General features: G+C 59.8%; 10 protein-coding genes and 1 pseudogene. 2 read left to right on the forward strand and 9 right to left on the reverse strand.

The genetic code is table 11. From position 1 onward, the window contains the following. Positions 1-37: 37 nt before the first annotated feature. Positions 38-499, forward strand: a complete 462-nt coding sequence (locus tag BOP96_RS10675) for an SRPBCC family protein (protein ID WP_073452654.1) — start codon at positions 38-40, stop codon at positions 497-499. Positions 500-534: 35 nt separating this feature from the next. On the opposite strand, the pseudogene BOP96_RS30465 reads toward BOP96_RS10675, so the two are convergent. From BOP96_RS30465 to BOP96_RS10690, 4 genes and pseudogenes are all read right to left on the reverse strand, one after another. After that, positions 535-621 (reverse strand): annotated as a pseudogene (locus tag BOP96_RS30465) (outer membrane lipoprotein carrier protein LolA); the annotation flags it as partial. A gap of 46 nt (positions 622-667) precedes the next feature. Then, the gene (locus tag BOP96_RS10680; RefSeq protein WP_073452656.1) at positions 668-3,091 is read right to left on the reverse strand and encodes a hypothetical protein; all 2,424 of its coding nucleotides are present in this window, start codon (positions 3,089-3,091) and stop codon (positions 668-670) included. Between the two features lie 482 nt (positions 3,092-3,573). Then, entirely contained in the window at positions 3,574-8,529 is a 4,956-nt protein-coding gene (locus tag BOP96_RS10685; RefSeq protein ID WP_073452658.1) for a hemagglutinin repeat-containing protein, read from the reverse strand. A gap of 106 nt (positions 8,530-8,635) precedes the next feature. Further along, positions 8,636-10,306 carry a ShlB/FhaC/HecB family hemolysin secretion/activation protein gene (locus BOP96_RS10690; RefSeq protein WP_230957536.1) on the reverse strand — a complete coding sequence of 557 codons (1,671 nt, stop codon included), beginning with the start codon at positions 10,304-10,306 and terminating at the stop codon, positions 8,636-8,638. Positions 10,307-10,823: 517 nt separating this feature from the next. On the opposite strand from BOP96_RS10690, the gene nadA reads away from it, so the two are divergent. Beyond that, positions 10,824-11,882, forward strand: coding sequence for a quinolinate synthase NadA (gene nadA, locus BOP96_RS10695; RefSeq protein ID WP_003193840.1), 1,059 nt, complete (start codon positions 10,824-10,826; stop codon positions 11,880-11,882). Positions 11,883-11,948: 66 nt separating this feature from the next. Here the strand turns inward: nadA and BOP96_RS10700 are convergent, their stop codons facing one another. The 5 genes from BOP96_RS10700 to gcvP form a co-directional block, all read right to left on the reverse strand. Further along, positions 11,949-12,437 carry an RDD family protein gene (locus BOP96_RS10700; RefSeq protein ID WP_032902749.1) on the reverse strand — a complete coding sequence of 163 codons (489 nt, stop codon included), beginning with the start codon at positions 12,435-12,437 and terminating at the stop codon, positions 11,949-11,951. A gap of 94 nt (positions 12,438-12,531) precedes the next feature. Beyond that, positions 12,532-12,753: a cold-shock protein gene (locus BOP96_RS10705; protein WP_014719702.1), complete on the reverse strand. Its 222-nt coding sequence runs from the start codon at positions 12,751-12,753 to the stop codon at positions 12,532-12,534. 392 nt (positions 12,754-13,145) lie between these two features. Then, positions 13,146-14,270, reverse strand: a complete 1,125-nt coding sequence (gcvT, locus tag BOP96_RS10710; protein WP_038451322.1) for a glycine cleavage system aminomethyltransferase GcvT — start codon at positions 14,268-14,270, stop codon at positions 13,146-13,148. 39 nt (positions 14,271-14,309) lie between these two features. Further along, entirely contained in the window at positions 14,310-15,686 is a 1,377-nt protein-coding gene (locus BOP96_RS10715) for an L-serine ammonia-lyase (RefSeq protein ID WP_020303147.1), read from the reverse strand. 160 nt (positions 15,687-15,846) lie between these two features. After that, on the reverse strand, positions 15,847-18,684 hold the full coding sequence (gcvP, locus tag BOP96_RS10720; protein WP_020303146.1) for an aminomethyl-transferring glycine dehydrogenase: 2,838 nt from the start codon (positions 18,682-18,684) through the stop codon (positions 15,847-15,849). Positions 18,685-18,693: the final 9 nt, after the last annotated feature.

Genomic DNA, 18,693 nt, shown 5'->3' on the forward strand with positions numbered 1-18,693 from the left:
GCCCACTATCCGCCCTTCGGAAAAAAGGAGCTCTCTCATGCAACAACCCGATACCCTGGTTCGCAACCCGGTGGGCAACCCTGTCGTCGCCAGCGTCAGCGTGAAGGGCGATGCTCGCAGTGTGTGGAATGTCGTCGGAGATTTCGCCGGTTTCGCGAAGTTTATTCCGGCCTTGTCCCATATCGAGATGACGGGCGAGGGCGTGCGTTCGGTACGCAAAAAGCTGTTCAAGGACGGCAATGTGGTGATCGAGCAACTCCACAGCCATGACGACCAAGCCATGACCATGACCTGGTCACTGATCTACACCTCGCTGAACATCGGCAACCTGTGGGCGCTGATGGAGGTGGTGCCACAAGGCCCGAACCAGAGCCTGGCGACCTGGACCATCATTGGTCAGCCCTACACGGGCGGCAAGGAAGACGTACCGGCGTTCGAAGCCTTCCTGCAAGGCTTTGCCGATGACGCGATGAAGAACGTACAGGCACTCTTCAACTGACATGACGCGCAGGGTGGCACGCTGAGAATGTCCTAGGTAGGAGCGAGCTTGCTCGCGAAAAACCTGAGGGCGCCGCGTACTCTCAACATGCCAGTGTCATCGTTAACGTCTTTCGCGAGCAAGCTCGCTCCTACAGTGGGGTGGGCCTTCCCCGACAGTGCCCACCGTTTATGGTTTTGGAAAGGTCTCGGGTTTATAAGTAAAAGCCCACCATTTAAACGGATTCCAATGGGGGTTTTTCTTTGCCGGTTTGAAGTTTCTGTTTTTTGCCATTTCTCGGGAGACGTATTTTTCCGCTTCGGATCTGGCCAATGCCTTATCAGCGTCAGTCAGTGGAGTGTTCTGATTTTTTTTCAGGGTGTCCAGATAGATATTTTCTACTTTTACAATCGCAGCATTTATATCTTCCGGTACTAGGTTGGCGGTGAGGGTGCCGCTATAGCCCTTGACAGGGCGCCCTATGAGCTTCTGAAACTCCGCCGCGAAGGACGCATCTCCACCACTTGCAGAGTCACATGACAGTAGTCTTACGTTGTCAAACGTTTCCGGGTAAATGCCCGAGTCATGAAGTGTCTGAAGTAACTCTTGTGGCGTATTGAGTTTTCCGTTGTATGAAACTTTCGAGATGCCAGTAGCCGGGTCGACGCTTCCGTGCACCAGGATGTTGAGTCGTTCTTGACGGCCGTTTTTGTTGAAGTCGGTAAATGTATAAAGTTTTTCGTCAAGGGAATTTAGCTCGTTAAGCTCTCCACTTAGTACTACGTTTTTATCCACAGTGGAAAAAAGCGCTTCGCCGGTCGGTAAGTTCTCTACGGATGTCAGAAGTGAGCGCTTACTGTTTGGTATTTCGATTGTCGGAGGGACACCTTCACTGACGTGTGGTGTATCCGGTTCGCTTGGTGCGGTATTGGCGACGGAGGACACGTCGCTGTCATTCGCGGCGTTTACTTTCCTCACGAAATCAAAACGGTTGCTTTGCTCATTGTATTTCCAGCCGTAATGTTCGCTGCCAGCGATAGTCGATGCGGAGGGTGCTTCGCCCAACCCAGCCTCAGCTCCAAATGGTGTGAGTTCGTGCGCCAGCTGCAAGCCCGATATCACTGCAGCCGCTGTGCCGCCAACACGATCGTCGGCGGTCATACCATAAATGGAATCATGGGTACCGAAGACAATATTGCCCGCGTTTCCAAGGATGGGCACATAGCCGAAGGTGCGCCCCCATAATTCTTTGGCTTCCTTCCACGTTTGCTTCGAGGAACCAAATACCTCTGTTTGATCGGCCCACACGGCATTGTTGGCGTTGATCTTTTGATAATTGCTGGCAATACCAGAGTTCAGATCTCCAAATTTTAAATGGTAGGTTTTCTTTCGCGATTGAGTGTAATTAAATAACTCTCTAACCGGAATCTGTTTGTCGCTGAGTAGATTTTTGCGTCCCGGATAGTGCGCATGATTACCCTCAATCAAATTTTCGAGCACACTGCTCGCTGATGGCCAATGAGCATCCTTTCCGCCTTGTCTGTCTTCGGCGTTAAAGCTGGCTTTTAAGGCATCACGGTTGTCTTTGGCCCAACGAGCAAAATCATCGTCTCCGCGTATTTCGCTGACTGTGCCGTTCTTCAAGTCGAGCATCAGGCCTTGATTGGGGCGGGTGTCATAATTGCCGTGATAGTTGACATAAGGAATAAACGCATACCCGGCCAGTGGATAACCGTATATGTTGGGTATGACGACATTTCCCTTATTGTCTAGCGTGCGTTCAACGGCTGATCGGCCTTCAGGCGATAGCATTTTATACGCATCTTTGTCGTTACGCAGGCCTTGCAAAGTTCCCAGCACAACATAAGCATCGGCTTTTCCCGAGTGCTTCGCCAATTCGCCCGTCTCGTCGCTCATGGTGGAGGCGACATCATCTTGCCAATGATTTTGTAGCTTCGCACCCAGCGCTTCCAGATCGTTGATCTTGCTCCGGTCTTGCGGCTTGATTTCCATGGTCTGGAAGTTGAGCAGGCCACCTCCCGGTGGTTTATCGTGCTTAAGAGCACCGGCTGCAATTTCCCATGCAAAATAGGTGCGTGTATCGGTGTTGGTCTCGACTTCCGGCTTCCATTTTCCAACGTAACTTTTGAAGGTTACAGTGATTTTTTCATGCGGGTCGAACCCGGCAGCCAATAACCCGCCGCTGAAATAACCGGCAGGCTCCAGGAACGGGCGAGTTTTCTGGAACCTGATATTACTTTCGTTTTCTTCACCGCTTTCTTCTATTTTCTTGATTTGCGTGACAACACGGTCGGCGTAAGCGTCAATCCTCTGTAGCTGTTCCTGGTGCGTATAACTTGCTGTGGGAGGGGAAACGCTGACAGAGCCATAAATGACTCCCTTGGCGAAATCTAACTCATGGTCGGGGGCGGGCGCAGGGATCGTTTTTTGTCCCAGCCCCAGCTTTTTATCTTCCGAGGCGCTCGGCGCGCCCGCAAGTGTATTTTCGACTGGCGGTGCATCGTCAATTGCCCGAGTGGAGCGACGGTGTTCAGCATTTGTTGTATGGGGATAGTTGCTGAGTGGCTGTGGCACGGGCGAGAATATATTCATTGCTGGGTCACTTTATTTATATGAGATCAACGATATAGCTTTAAACGCAGTCGTTCGGCGGGCGTGTGTGCACTGCACTAACATGCCATACCCTTTTAACGGGCTCACTGTTTAACCTCTGTTTATGGTTATAGACGCCAAAGGGAAGCGCTGAATTTTCTGGTGCGTCCGTCTGTCGAGCTTATTTTCTCTTGTTTGAAAATATCCGCATGAGGTTAGTTTTTTGTTGGGTGGTTGAGGTCTGTGAAAGGTTCCACTTTCTGGGTGTGCTTTGTTTGTAAGAACGCGATCATAAGGACCAACCTACAGCGACCCGAGAAAAAGCGTACAACTGAGCGCGCCGGCTGGCACGCTGAGAATGTGCCTGTGGAGCGAGCTTGCTCGCGAAAAACCTGAGGGCGCCGTGTACTCCAAGCATGCCAGCGTCATCGTTAACGTTCTTCGCGAGCAAGCTCGCTCCTACAGTGGGGTGGCTTTACCCTTTAGTTGATGGCCTGATCAATCCCCGCCTGCAAGGCCTGGCTCTCACTGTGCCCACCCGCTCGCAGCGGGCCCAGATTTAAGGCTTGGTCCTTGCGCGTGGCGTCGTCGTGTTTCTGGGTCAGTTCGTCCTTGGCGCCCAGGGCCAGGTTGACCGGTGACTTCGAAACGTTCAGCCCGACATCGGCACGGTAGTCGCTGCCGGCCAGTGTGGTTGCAGTCACCTTGGAGCCACCCAGCTCAACCTTGCCATTGGGCGCACTGATCCGCGCGCCCGTGAGCTGGGTATCACCCTTCACCAGCAGGTTGACGCCGTGGCCTGCGCGAATGCCTGACGCCTGGGTGACGCTGTCCTTGACCACATGGCTGACATCCAGATACAGGGTCGGGGTGTAGCTGGTGTTGCCGCTCTTGTCGCCGAACAACACGCTTTCGGCGGTGTTGGCCACCTTGCTGCCGGTGGTGTCTTTGCCACTGACGGTGTAGCTGTCGCTGGTTTTTGGCCAGACCTTATCCTTGAAGCCAGACAGGCGTGTGCCCAGGGCGTCGGTCTTGTCTGCCAGGTAAGCCTTGGCCTTGTCCACGCGAGTACCGAAGGCGCCACGGGGTTGCGGGTTCACGTCGTAGCTGCCACTGCGGGTAAGTTTTTCGCCCAGGCGTTCCTTGGCATTGACCACGCTGTTGACCACGCTGTCCTTGGCCGAAGCCAGGTGCCCGGTGCCTTTGTCGACGACGTTCTCCAGCTTGTCGCGATGCTTGTCGAACGCACCTTCAGCCTTGGCTTGTACCTTGTCCTTCAGGGGGCCGCTGGTTTTGGCCAGCTTATCCACCACCCCCGGCTGGTTCTTCTCGACATCCAGCCTGGCGTCAACATTCACCTGGGTGCTGTTGACGTGGTCCTTGCGGCTTTCGACGACGAGGTCGCCGCCCACCGTGCCGTGCACCTTGTCGGCGTCGATACGCGCTCCGGCCAGATGGGTATCGCCGCCACTGTTTAGGGTGACGTCACCCGCCGTGATCACGCTGTTGTGCTGCGTGGTGCCTTGCAAGTGATCCACATCGACCTTGGCCCGCGCATTGATGCCGCGCTGGGTCTTGGGTGTCTCATGTTCACCGGCGTCGGCCAAGGTGGTTTTGCCGATGCTGGCGCCTGCGCCCAGGGTCACGCCCCAGCTGTTATGGGCCTGGGTCGATTGTGAGGACTCTTGCAGGATGCCGCCGTTTTGCGCATCCAGGCTAACGCTGGCTGCGCTGACCTGAGTGCCCTGCAAGTGGATGGCATCGGTTGCCTCAGCGCCACTGGCGAGGCTGACCTTGCCGCTGCTGTGCAATTGCCCGACGACCGCGCTCTTGTCGTTCTCCGCCACTTTACCAATATTGAAATTGGCGCTGAGGCTGCCGGTCTTGCTGCTGCTTTCGGCGCTGCTGGTCTTGCCGGCACCGAGGGTCAGACCGCCGCCCAGGTTGCTGCCGTTGCTGACGTGGCTGTCGGTGGCGGCTTGCAGGTCCAGCTTGCCGCCGGCATTGAGGCTGATATCGCCAGCCTTTGCGCCCGTGCTGCCGATCTGCGTGCCTTGCAGGGTCATGTCTGCGCCGCTGCTGAACTGAACGGGGCCGCTGCCTTGAATGGTCGCGACCTGTGCCTGGCTGTTCTGGGTGTCCAGGCGCTTGTTATCCAACTGCACGCCGGCACCGAGGTTGATGTTGCTGCCATTCGCACCGGGCGCGGTGCCCACCGTCAGTGAGCCGTTGCCGCGCAGCGTGCTGCTGTTTTTGCTCTGGGTGTTGGTGGCCTGGTTGAGCGCCAGCTCACCGCCGGTCTTGAGGTTAACCCCGGCCTGGCCGCCGTCGAACTGGCTGCCTTCATAACGGGCATCGCCCTTGGCCTCGATGCTCACGCCTTGGCTGGCCACATAGCTGCCGAGCACCGCCGTGCTGGTGGATTCGCGCACATCGCTGCTGCCGCCCAGGCCGCTGCCGCGCACATTCACGTCTTCGCCGGTGGTGGTATAGACCCGCACGCCAGCCTTGGCGTCCACGCTTTGCTCGCTGCTGCTGTGGGTGTTGGCCGCTGCCGTGGCCAGGTGCTCGCCGGCCTTGATGTTCAGCCCGCCCTCGGTGGCGCGGTACTGGGTGCCCTCGTCCTGCAACGTGCCGGCTGCATTGACCTGCACCGCGGCGCCACTGAACTGGCTGACCACGGCGGTGCTGTCTTGCGTTGTGCCGGTTTTGTTCGTGTGCCCGACTTCCACATCCAGGCCGACATTGGGTTGCTCGAACGCGTCCAGCAAACCGGGCTGATGGAACTTGGCCTGGGCCACGCCCTCGACGGCTTTTTCGATCGGGCGGGTAATGCCTTTGTATTCCACATTGGCGCCAACATCGGCGGTCCAGCCGTTTTCCTTGTGGGTGCTGGTCTCGGTGGAATGGGCAGCCTGGTTGTCGATCTGACCCGCGTTGACCTGCAGTTCGGCGCCGGCCTTGGCCTGTGCACCCTCGCTGGTGAAGGTGTTGCCAGCGTTGATGGTCAGCTTGCCGGTCGCGGCCACGGTGCTGGTTTGCGCGGTGGTTTTTTCAGTGGTGTCTTGGCTGCTTTGGTGGCTGAACTGAGCGCCACTGCCTGCCCGATCAATGCCGCCGGTGTAGTAGAAACTGCCGCCGGTGGTGGTGGTGTCGACGGCTTCGGTGCGCTTGTCGTGGGCGGCCAACAGCTCGACGTTGTTGCCGCTCAGGGTGGCATCGCCTGCGGTTGCCTTGAGGTCCGAACCCTGGATGCTCACATCGCCACCGGCCTTTACTACGACACTGCCGCCCTTGAGGCTGGAACCCTGCTGCTGGGTGGTGTCGGTCTTGCGGGTTTGCTGCTGGTCTTCATAGCTCAACCCCGCACGGTACTGGCGGCTGACGCCCTCGGTTTCCTTGGCGTAGCCATCGAAGCCACGGCTATGGGTGCGAGTGGTGTCGTGGGTGGTGTTCTCGGCGGCAACGACCTTGATATCGCCCTTGGCATCCGCTTGCAGTTCACCCGCGGCGGCTACCTGGGAGCCACTGACGGTGATGTCCTTGGCACTTTGCAGCTTGAGGTTGCTGTCCGAGCGCAGGTCGCTGGCAACCACGGTGCTGTCCTTGAGGTTCTTGCGGCTTTCATCCTTGGAGAGGCCGAAGAATTTGCTGTCATTGTTGTAGCGGTTGTCGTGGGAGCTGTCCTGCACGCCGTCGATCACCAGCGAACCTTTGTCGCTGATGACATTGGCCTGCTTGCCGCCACGGGCCTGGCTACCGCTGATGCGCACGTCGTCGGCCTTGACGATCAGCTTGCCGTCGGCGTTGACCTTGCTGCCGGTGTTCGACGTCTTGCCCTGGTCACCGTCGCCTTGCTTGCCGAAGAAGCTGCCACCGGTGAGGTCGCCGGAGTAGGCGTTGTCGCGGCTGCTCTGGGTACGGCTGGCGCTGATGATTTCCACGTGCCGGGCGGCCAGTTGAATATCGCCGGGGGTTTTCAGCTCGGCGCCTTGCACTTGCAGCTTCTGTTGGCTGGTCAGCTCCAGTGTCTTTCCGGCCTTGAGGCTGCTGGTGATACTGCGTTGTTCGCTGCTGGATTTATCCCAGTTGGCTTTCCACAGGTGTTTGCGATGGTTGCCCTGGTCGCGGCTTTCATGGGTTTCGGTGGCGGCGTTAACGTGCAGGTCGGCACCGCTGTCGACGCGCAGAGTGTTGCCCGCTTCCACATGGCTGGCTTTGATCTCGGTGTTGGCGCCGGAAGACAGCGCCGCGTCCTGTTGCGCCACGACCTTGTTGCCGTGCTGGCGCGAGTCTTTGTCGGTGGTGGTGCGGTCGTAGGTTTCGTAGGTGAACAAGAAGTTGCTGTTGTTCCACTGCTCACGCTTTTCCTGGAGCTTGCGGCTTTCCAGGCTGCTGAGGGTCAGGTTGCGGCTGGCGTCGAGTTTGACGTTGCGCCCGCTGACGTCGGTGGCGGCCAGGTTCAAGTCCTTGGCACTGTGCAAATCGACATCGCCCTGACGGCTGTGCACGCCAGCGCGGGTGGCGTCGAGGCTGTCGGCATGCACTTGGCCGCTGATGTCGAGGTCGCCGGCCGAACTGACCTTCACCCCGTCAGTGCCTTGCACCTGCACACCGCCCACACGCACACCGGCGCCCTCGGCGGTGCTGATGATGTTGATGCGCCCGGCCTGCATGGCGCCGAACAGGCGTGCGTCGATGCGTTGGTCCTGGGTCTTGCTGGCCGGGTCGACCTGGCGCACTTGCCCGCTAGCGAAATCGACCTGATTACGGCCCACCGTGAGGTTCAATTGATCGCGGGCGCTGAGGCGACCTTCGCTGTCGATGCGCGGCGCGATCAGGTTGATAGAGCCCTCGCGATTGTGCAGGCCCTGGCCTCGCACTGTCAGTTGGCCGTTGGCATCGCGGGTGCTCAAGGCTTGCAGCTTGCCGTCGTTGAGTTCAGGGCGGCCGACCACCAGGTTGGCATTGGGCGTGTTGATGAAACTGCCGCCATTCACCGAAATGCCGTTAGGGTTGGCCAGCACGTAATCGGCTGCCTGGCCAAAAATCTCCTGGGCGCCATTGAGGGTCGAGGCGTTGCGGCTGATCACTTCATTGAGGATCACGCTCGCCGCCTGGCCCTGGAACTGCGGGTTGGCTGCCAACTGCCCGGCGAGTTGGGACTGGCCAGCCTGCAAGGCGTTGTTCAACACCAGGCCCTGGCGGTCGACGTTGTAGTCCAAAAACTGGTTATGGGACAGGCCACCGGCGTTCGGCGCGACGATGTTGACGATGGGTACACCGCCCTGGTTTTGCAGTTGCGGCGTGCCGCCAGGGCCTTCGACGACGGTCAAGCCTGCGGCGAGCGCGAGTTGCGGCAGCAGGAACAGGCTGGCGATGGCCCAGCGCAGTTTGCCCTGGGGTGAAAGGTGGAAGCTGTGTGGAGTAGTCGGCATAAATAATCTCGCTCTGTGTTGGCTGATCCACGACGCGCGTTGTTCGTTGCAACGCTGCTGGAGTGGCCAGGTACGGCGGTGACTCAGGCAAAAAACGGGTGTGAGCTCATATCTGCACGCTAAGGCGCGTCAGCCAGACCTCCGGCTCCTGGCGAAAACCTGTAGGGGTGTTGAGGTTGCGTTGGTAGTCGACGTCGAGCTGCACGTTCTTCCAGCTCAGGTTGAGCCCCGCGCTGGCGCCGCTCAGGCGTTGGCTCCGGGCACCGTGTTCGTGCTTGACCCAGCCGTTGTCCAGGCCCAGGCGCGGGGTGAGCTTCACCGGCAAGTCAGTGTTGAGCGGCAGGCGCAAAGTGTTGCGCCATACCGTGCCAATGGCACCGGAAGTACTGTTTTCGCGGTAGCCGCGCACGGCCGAGTCGTCGGTGATCAGCAGTTGTTCGATGGCGGGCAATGCATCCGGGCTGTACTGCACCGATAACTGGCTTTGCCACTGCCACGGCTGCGCTGCCCATTGGCCGTTGCGCCATTGGGTGAGGTTGGCGCGGTACTTTTGAAACTGCGCCTTGGGCTGGTTTTTCTGCACTTGGCTGGCATCGCGATCGGCGCCGAACCAGGTCAGGCCCTGGGCGTAGTTGACGTCCAGGTTCCACACCGCACTGTTGAGCCAGAACAGGTTCAGGCCCGCTTCGGCCACGGTCAGCGTCGGGCTCTGGATGTCCAGGTGTACCTTCTGTAGGTAACTATCGACGTCTTTGTAGGCCAGTTGCAGATTGGCGCTCAGTTGGTGGCCCTGGTCGCGCCACAGCACACGGTCGCTGCGCAAGCTGACTTGATCGGTGCGGCCACTGTTGTAGAACGTGGCGCGGCTGAGCTTGAACGGCGAGCGGTATTCGGCATGGCTGGCGAACAGGCTGTAGGTCCAGTAACCGTAGGGGATCGAGTAGAACAGGCTGTGGCTGCGGCTGTAGCGCGGCCCATGGTTGAGCGTGTCGCTGAAGCTCAGGTTCAGCGAGTCGTTGATTTGCAGCGGGCTGTCCAGGCTCAAGTTGATTGCATTGCGATCCCGCCCGGTGCCGGCGCTGCCGAGGTTATCCACCCCCAGGCCCAGGGCCCAGCGCGAGGCGCTGCTGCGCGTGCGCAGGATGATGCGCGAGGCGCCCGCTGTGCTGCCTGGGGCGATGTCGGCGGTGAGGTCGACCGAGCGCAGGCGGTTGAGCTGGTCCAGGCCCTGTTCCAGGTCTCGCAGGTTCAGTGGTTTGCCGAGCATGCCGGGGAATGCCCCGCCCAATGACACCGGCAGGCTCTGGTCGGCCAGCTCGATGGTCTCCAGGTAGCCTTCTTCGACGTGAATATCCAGCGGCTGCCCGGCGGTGGGTGCACTGATCAGGTAGGGGCGGCTGGCGATATAACCGGCCTCGACATACAGCCGGGTGATCTCGGCCAGCAGGCGGTTGATCTGGGTGACGCCCATGCAAGGCGCCACGTAGGGCTCGATGTGTTTGTCCAACTCGGCACGGCTGAACAGCGTGACCCCGGCCAGGCGCGTACCGCTCAAGGGCCAGCAATGTTCATCCTTGGCGATGTCCGTGGGCAAGGCGGGTATGGCCGCTGGTGTACCGAAGCTGCCGCGTTGCATCTGGCGTTGGCGCTGCTCCAGGTGTAATTGCTGCAGGTCGCGTTGCTGTTGTTGCTGCAAGCGCAGGGCTTCCTGGCCTGGCTGCGGCACCTCGGCGCCAGCCACGGGCAGCGCCCACAGGCAGAGCAGGGCGATGCCCAGATTACGGATACAACACAAGTGTCCGGTTGAGAGCTGATTTGGCACTCGACATCCTTAACGTAGAAATACACACGATCCATACCGTCTGAGCCAGCGTTGAACTCAGCGGTAGTTGCCCTACTTGAGTGAGTGGTCGACGGTTTGTTACATCGCTGTAGGATTTATTACACAAGACGTAAGAAAAATCGCGTAATTCAGTGCTTAAATGCACAAAATTAGGGCGCGACAGGGTGTGGGGGGCTGATATTTCTGATTTTTCAGGCGTGTGGGAGGGAAAGGGTCGGTTTTGATTGTTGTGCAGGCATCGCCTAATCGGCGTGTCGCGGCCAGGGATCGGGCACTTGGCCGGGTCACTAGATTAGGCTTTTGAATCCATTGGATATTCTGTAGCCTTGCGCAGCTTTAAGCTTTACCCGTGCTTGATGAACAAAAACACTTCGTCCGGCGGCGCCCGAAGGGCTCCGGAGCCGGTGGTACACTCGACTTTCGCGCTACTGCGCCTGCAGGTCTTGCGAACATGACGCACATTTCCGAACGCCTACTGGTTCAAGCCCACCTCGACGCCAAGCAGCCCAAGGTGCTCAGCGCTGCTGAAGAGGCGAGCCTGCGAACCGCCATTGCCGCCGAGCTCAAGGCTCAGGACGCGGTGTTGGTTGCCCACTTTTATTGCGACCCGGTGATTCAGGCCCTGGCCGAAGAAACCGGTGGCTGTGTTTCCGACTCCCTGGAGATGGCGCGCTTCGGTGCCGCCCACCCTGCCAAGACCGTACTGGTGGCTGGCGTGCGTTTCATGGGGGAGACCGCCAAGATCCTCACGCCTGAAAAACGCATCCTGATGCCGACCCTGGAAGCCACCTGCTCCCTGGACCTGGGTTGCCCGGTGGATGAGTTTTCCGCGTTCTGCGATCAACACCCCGAGCGCACCGTGGTGGTGTACGCCAACACCTCGGCGGCGGTCAAAGCCCGGGCGGATTGGGTGGTGACCTCCAGCTGCGCGCTGGAAATCGTCGAAAGCCTGATGGACAACGGCGAGACCATTATCTGGGGCCCGGACAAACACCTGGGCACCTACATCCAGCGCCAGACCGGTGCCGACATGCTGCTGTGGGACGGTGCCTGCATCGTCCACGAAGAGTTCAAGTCCAAGCAGCTCGAAGACATGAAGGCGCTCTACCCGGATGCAGCGATCCTGGTGCACCCGGAGTCACCGACTTCGGTGATCGAACTGGCGGACGCGGTGGGTTCCACCAGCCAGCTGATCGCCGCAGCGCAACGCTTGCCGAACAAAACCTTTATCGTCGCCACCGACCGCGGCATCTTCTACAAGATGCAGCAGCTGTGCCCGGACAAAGTCTTCGTCGAAGCGCCTACCGCCGGTAACGGTGCAGCCTGCCGCAGTTGCGCGCACTGCCCGTGGATGGCGATGAATACGCTGGAGCGCACGTTGCAATGCCTGCGCGAGGGCAGTAATGAGATCTTCGTGGAACCGGCGGTGATTCCGCAGGCGGTACGGCCGCTCAAGCGCATGCTCGACTTTACCCAGGCAGCACGGTTGAAACTGGCCGGCAACGCCTGATCCTCAGGCTGAGACAAATCAAAATGTGGGAGCCAGCTCCCACAGTTGATCTGTGATGCGCTTGAGTTACTTCTTTTGCTTCGGGATTCGCACCAACTGCGTATCCGAATAGATGTCATGCCAGCTGCGTTTGTGTTTATCGAACAACGACCAGATAAACCCCAACCCCACGCACAGCCATGACGCAATCGACACCACAAAACGCAACAGTGCCTGCCACAGGCTGATCCGCGACCCGTCAGCGTTCTGCACGCGCACGCCCCACACCTGCATGCCCAGGGTTTGCCCCGAATGGGTCCAGAACTTGGCGAAGAACCCGAACAGCACGAACAGCAGCAGAGTCGACAGCAACGGGTCACCGTCCAGCGCGCCGGACTCGGTGAGCGTGCGCATCTTCGCTTCGCCCACGAAGGCGATCCACACCAGCTTGTAGATAAACGCGGTGACGATCAGCAGGGCGGTGCACAGCAGGAAATCGTAGAACATCGCTGCCAGGCGACGGCCCAGGCCAACGGCGGGGAATTCGCCCTGGGGGCTCAACAGGGGTTTGGACATGGCAGGGCTCTCTGGAGAAAGCACGCAGTTTACGCAATGGCGCCCATAAAAAAGCCCCTGATGTCATATCAGGGGCTTTTTGTCGCAGCAAGGATCAGCCTTCTGCTTGTACTTCGTCAGCCTGCAGGCCTTTTTGGCCTTGTACTGAAACGAAGGTGACCTTCTGGCCTTCCTTCAGGCTCTTGAAACCGTTGCCCTGGATAGCGCGGAAATGCACGAACAGATCCGGGCCGCTTTCAGGAGTGATAAAACCAAACCCTTTCTCGTCGTTGAACCACTTGACGGTACCGCTCTGACGTCCACCTTTATCCGACATTTTCTTCTTTCCTTTGACGCTAAAAATTAATGACAGCCCCTTTCACACGAAAGAGTACTGGGCTGGGTTGCAGGAAAGTAAGAGACGTCGAACGGGTTGTAGCAAACTACTTGAGCTACTGCCCAGGTCCAGGTTCCAAGCGACCCATGCAAACACAGTGGGCAAACTCTACGCCAACTAATATGAAAAAAACAAGCCCTTGTGCAGGCCCTTGTTTTATTAAGTCTCATGACACTTTGTTGAATGTTCTGATACCGGCTTATTCGATAGAGTTATTCACTTGTTATAGGGCGTCAGCTATAAAAAGCCTATCGTGAATGCACTGTTTTATGGCGGTTGCGTTACAGTTCAGTGCGCATTAACGCAACCGCGTTACTTATAGAAACAGTCAATCAGCCACGGTAGTAACGTTGCGGAACGAATGGCATTTTACTTACACGCAGTGGCACCTTTTTCCCACGTACCATTGCGCTAACTTCGGTATCCAATGCGACAAATGCGCTGTCCAGGTAACCCATCGCCAGCGGGCCGCCCAAGGTTGGGCCAAAGCCTCCGCTGCACACGCTGCCGATAACCGTACCCTGTGCATCGACAATTTCAGCGCCTTCACGCACCGGGGTACGCTCCTGCGGCAGCAGGCCTACGCGTTTGCGCGCCACACCGGTTTGCTGTTGGGTGAAGATGCGGTCGGCGCCAGGGAAGCCGCCGGCCCGTGCGCCGTCGGCACGCCGAGCCTTGGAAATCGCCCACAACAGGCTGGCTTCGATTGGCGTGGTGTCGGTGTTCATGTCATGGCCGTACAGGCACAGGCCGGCTTCCAGGCGTAGCGAATCGCGGGCGCCCAGGCCGATGGCCTGCACTTCGGTTTCGGCCAGCAGGCTGCGGGCCAGGCTCTCGGCATTGGCCGCCGGCACGGAGATTTCAAAGCCGTCTTCACCGGTGTAGCCGGAGCGGCTGACGTAGCACTCCACGCCCAGCAAACGCAGGGTGGCAAATTGCATGAAGGTCATCTGGGTGACTTCAGGGGCCAGGCGCGCCAATACTTTCACTGCCGCAGGGCCTTGCAGGGCCAGCAGGGCGCGTTCTTCGAACAGCGGTTCGATGGTGCATTGGTCGCCGATATGTGTGCGCAGGTGTGCCAGGTCCTGGTCCTTGCAGGCTGCGTTGACCACCAGGAACAATTCGTCGTTGCCCAGGTTGGCGACCATCAGGTCGTCGAGGATGCCGCCTTGCTCGTTGGTGAACATCGCATAGCGCTGCATACCCACTGGCAGGTCGATGATATCGACGGGCACCAGGGTCTCCAGAGCCTTGGCGGCATTCGCGCCAGTGAGACGAATCTGGCCCATGTGGGAAACATCGAACAACCCGGCCTGTTCACGGGTATGCAGGTGTTCCTTCATCACGCCCAATGGATACTGCACCGGCATGTCGTAGCCGGCGAAGGGCACCATGCGTGCGCCGAGTTCGAGATGCAAGGCGTGCAGAGGAGTTTTCAACAGGGTTTCGGTGGACATATTCAGCTCCTGAAAAACGTGCCGACGCGCTTGTGGGCGTCAGCACTCGATAATGTTGACCGCCAAACCGCCACGGGCGGTTTCCTTGTATTTGCTTTTCATGTCTGCGCCGGTCTGGCGCATGGTGCGGATGACCTTGTCGAGGGACACAAAGTGCTGGCCGTCACCACGCAGGGCCATGCGCACCGCATTGATCGCCTTCACCGAGCCCATGGCATTGCGCTCGATGCACGGCACCTGCACCAGCCCGCCAATGGGGTCGCAGGTCAGGCCGAGGTTGTGTTCCATGCCGATCTCGGCGGCGTTTTCCACTTGGGACACGCTGCCGCCCAGCACTTCACAGAGTGCGCCTGCGGCCATGGAACAGGCCACGCCGACTTCGCCCTGGCAACCGACTTCGGCGCCTGAGATCGAAGCATTTTCCTTGTACAAAATGCCGATGGCGGCCGCGGTGAGCAAAAAGCGCACCACACCGTCTTCGTTCGCGCCGGGGATGAAGCGCATGTAGTAGTGCAGCACGGCGGGAATGATCCCAGCCGCGCCATTGGTGGGCGCAGTGACCACGCGCCCGCCATTGGCGTTTTCTTCGTTGACTGCCAGCGCATACAGGTTGACCCAATCGAGCACCGACAGCGGGTCGCGCAGCGCCGACTCCGGGTTCTTGCACAACTGCCGATGCAAGGCCGCCGCCCGGCGCTTGACCTTCAAGCCTCCGGGCAAGATACCTTCGTTGCGACAGCCGGCATCGACGCAGTCCTGCATGACTTGCCAGATCTTCAACAACCCGCTGCGGGTTTCGGCTTCCGGGCGCCAGGCACTTTCATTGGTCAGCATCACCTGGCTGATAGACAGGCCATAGGTGGCGCAATGGCCGAGCAAGTCCTTGGCGTGTTTGAACGGGAAGGTCAGGGGTGTGGCGTCTTCGACGATACGGTCGGCGCCCGCCGCGTCTTCATCCACCACGAAACCGCCACCGACCGAGTAGTACTCGCGGCTACGGGTCTGAATGCCGGCGGCGTCAAAGGCACGAAAGATCATGCCGTTGGGGTGATAGGCAAGGGGCTTGCGAATCATCGCCAGGTGTTCTTTCTCGTTGAACGCAATGCTGTGTTCGCCGAGCAGGTTGAGGCGCCCGTCACTGCGCATCTGCGCCAGGCGTGCAGCCACGGTTTCGGTATTCACGGTGTCCGGATGTTCGCCTTCCAGGCCCAGCAACACAGCCTTGTCGCTGCCGTGGCCTTTGCCGGTGGCGCCCAGCGATCCATAGAGTTCCACCTTGATGCCGCAGGTGGCGTTGAGCAGGTTGTCACGCTTGAGCCCCTCGACGAATCGAGCGGCGGCACGCATCGGGCCTACGGTGTGGGAACTGGAGGGGCCAATGCCAATTTTGAACAGGTCGAACACGCTAAGGGACATGGTTGTTCTCCGGTTTCTTATTATTTTCTGAGGAGGACTCGGTCAATGTGGGAGCCGGGCTTGCCCGCGATAGCGGTGGGGCAGACAACATCACTGTCGGCTGATACACCGCTATCGCAGGCAAGCCAGCTCCCACACTGGCCGCGTATCTCCCGTCAGATCAGGCGTAGCTCTCGATAGAAGGGCACGCACACACCAGGTTGCGATCGCCAAACACGTTGTCAACTCGGCCAACCGGCGGCCAGTACTTGCCTTCGATCAATGAAGCCACCGGGTACACCGCTTGTTCACGGCTGTATGGGTGGCTCCATTCGCCCACCAGTTCAGCGGCGGTGTGCGGCGCGTTTTTGAGTGGGTTGTCGTCTTTGTCCAATGTGCCGTTTTCCACCGCGCGAATTTCTTCGCGGATGGCGATCATGGCGTCGCAGAAGCGGTCCAGCTCTTCCTTGGATTCACTTTCGGTCGGCTCGATCATCAAGGTGCCGGCCACCGGGAACGACATGGTCGGCGCATGGAAACCAAAATCGATCAGGCGCTTGGCCACGTCGTCCACGCTGATGCCGCTGCTGTCTTTCAACGGGCGCAGGTCCAGGATGCATTCGTGGGCCACCAGGCCATTGCTGCCGGTGTACAGCACGGGGTAGTGCTCTTCCAGGCGACGGGAAATGTAGTTGGCATTCAGGATCGCCAACTGCGACGCACGCTTGAGGCCGGCGCCGCCCATCATGCTGATGTACATCCAGGTGATCGGCAGAATGCTCGCGCTGCCGAACGGCGCAGCGCACACCGCGCCTTCCTTGCGTTCCATGGCTGCGTGGCCGGGCAGGAATGGCGTGAGGTGCGACTTGACGCCAATCGGGCCAACGCCTGGGCCGCCACCGCCGTGGGGAATGCAGAAGGTCTTGTGTAGGTTCAGGTGGGACACGTCGCCGCCGAACTTGCCCGGTGCGCACAGGCCAACCATCGCGTTCATGTTGGCGCCGTCGATGTACACCTGGCCGCCGTTGTCGTGAATGATCCCGCAAATTTCGCGGATACCTTCCTCGAACACGCCGTGGGTGGACGGATAAGTGATCATCAGCGCAGCGAGGTGCTCGCGGTGCTCGATGGCCTTGGCGCGCAGGTCTTCGATGTCGACGTTGCCGCGCGCGTCGCAAGCGGTGACCACCACGCGCATGCCGGCCATGTTGGCGGTGGCAGGGTTGGTGCCGTGGGCTGACGACGGGATCAGGCAGATGTCGCGACGTGCTTCGCCACGGCTCTGGTGATAGGCACGGATGGCCAAGAGGCCGGCGTACTCACCCTGGGAACCGGCGTTGGGTTGCAGGGAGATCGCGTCGTAACCGGTGGCCGCGCAGAGCATGGCTTCCAGTTCGCTGGTCAGTTGCTGGTAGCCGGCGCTTTGCGCGGCGGGGGCGAACGGGTGCAGGGCACCGAATTCGGCCCAGGTCACCGGGATCATTTCGCTGGCGGCGTTGAGCTTCATGGTGCACGAACCCAGCGGGATCATGGTGCGGTCCAGGGCCAGGTCTTTGTCGGCCAGCTTGCGCAGGTAGCGCATCAGCTCGGTTTCCGAGTGGTAACGGTTGAAGACCGGGTGGCTGAGGATCGGCGACTGGCGCAGCAACGCGCTCGGCAGGGTGCTGTCGGTGGCGGCAAAGGCTGGCAGGGTTTTGCCGTCCGCGAAGATGGCCCACAAGGCCTCGATATCGGCCTGGGTGGTGGTTTCGTCGACCGACAGGCCAACGCGCTCGCCATCCACCACGCGCAGGTTGATGCGCTGGGCGCGGGCCTTGTCGTGCAGGGCGGCGGTGTGGGCGCCGGTATTGAGGGTCAGGGTGTCGAAGAAGTGTGCCTGCTCGACGTTCTGGCCCAGGGCCGTCAAGCCCTTGGCCAGGATCGCGGTCAGCTGGTGAATGCGCTGGGCGATCTGGGTCAGGCCTTTGGGGCCGTGGTACACGGCGTACATGCTGGCGATGTTGGCCAGCAGCACTTGGGCAGTGCAGATGTTGCTGGTGGCTTTCTCGCGGCGGATATGTTGCTCGCGGGTCTGCATGGCCAGGCGCAGGGCCGGCTTGCCGAAGCGGTCGACGGAAACACCGACCAGACGGCCTGGCATGTCGCGCTTGAACGCATCCTTGGTGGAGAAGTACGCCGCGTGCGGGCCACCGAAGCCCAGTGGCACGCCAAAGCGCTGTGCGCTGCCAATGGCGACGTCGGCGCCGAATTCACCCGGCGGCGTCAGCAGGGTCAGGGCCATCAGGTCGGCGGCTACGGCGACCAGGGCGTTGGCGGCGTGGAAGCGCTCGGTCAGCTCGCGGTAATCGAATACATCGCCGTTACTGGCCGGGTATTGCAGCAGGGCACCGAAGAACGCGCTGACGTCGGTCAGTTCACGCTCATCGCCGACCACCACATCGATGCCCAAAGGTTCAGCACGGGTGCGCAATACGTCGAGGGTTTGCGGGTGGCTGTGCACCGACGCGAAGAACGCGTGGCTGCCTTTGTTCTTGCTCAGGCGCTTGCAGAAGGTCATGGCTTCAGCAGCGGCGGTGGCTTCGTCAAGCAGGGAGGCGTTGGCAATCGGCAGGCCGGTGAGGTCGCTGATCAGGGTCTGGAAATTCAGCAGCGCTTCCAGGCGGCCTTGGGAAATCTCGGGTTGATACGGCGTGTAGGCGGTGTACCAGGCCGGGTTTTCCAGCAGGTTGCGCAGGATCGGCGACGGCGTGTGGCAGTTGTAATAGCCCTGGCCGATGTAGGTCTTGAACAGTTGGTTCTGGCTGGCGATGGCCTTGATCTTGGCCAGGGCCTGGGCTTCGCTCAGGCCGTCTTCCAGGCCGAGCACGCTGGTGCCCTTGATGCTTTCCGGGATCACGCTGGCGCTCAGGGCTTCGAGGGAATCAAACCCCAGGCTGGCGAGCATTTGCTGCTCGTCTTCCTGGCGCGGGCCGATGTGGCGGGCGATGAATTCGTTGGCGGTGGTCAGATTAACGGTCATGGCGCGCTC

Origin of the sequence: Pseudomonas sp. FSL W5-0203 (assembly GCF_001896155.1) — a bacterium.
In the GTDB taxonomy this organism is placed as follows: Bacteria; Pseudomonadota; Gammaproteobacteria; order Pseudomonadales; family Pseudomonadaceae; genus Aquipseudomonas; species Aquipseudomonas paracarnis.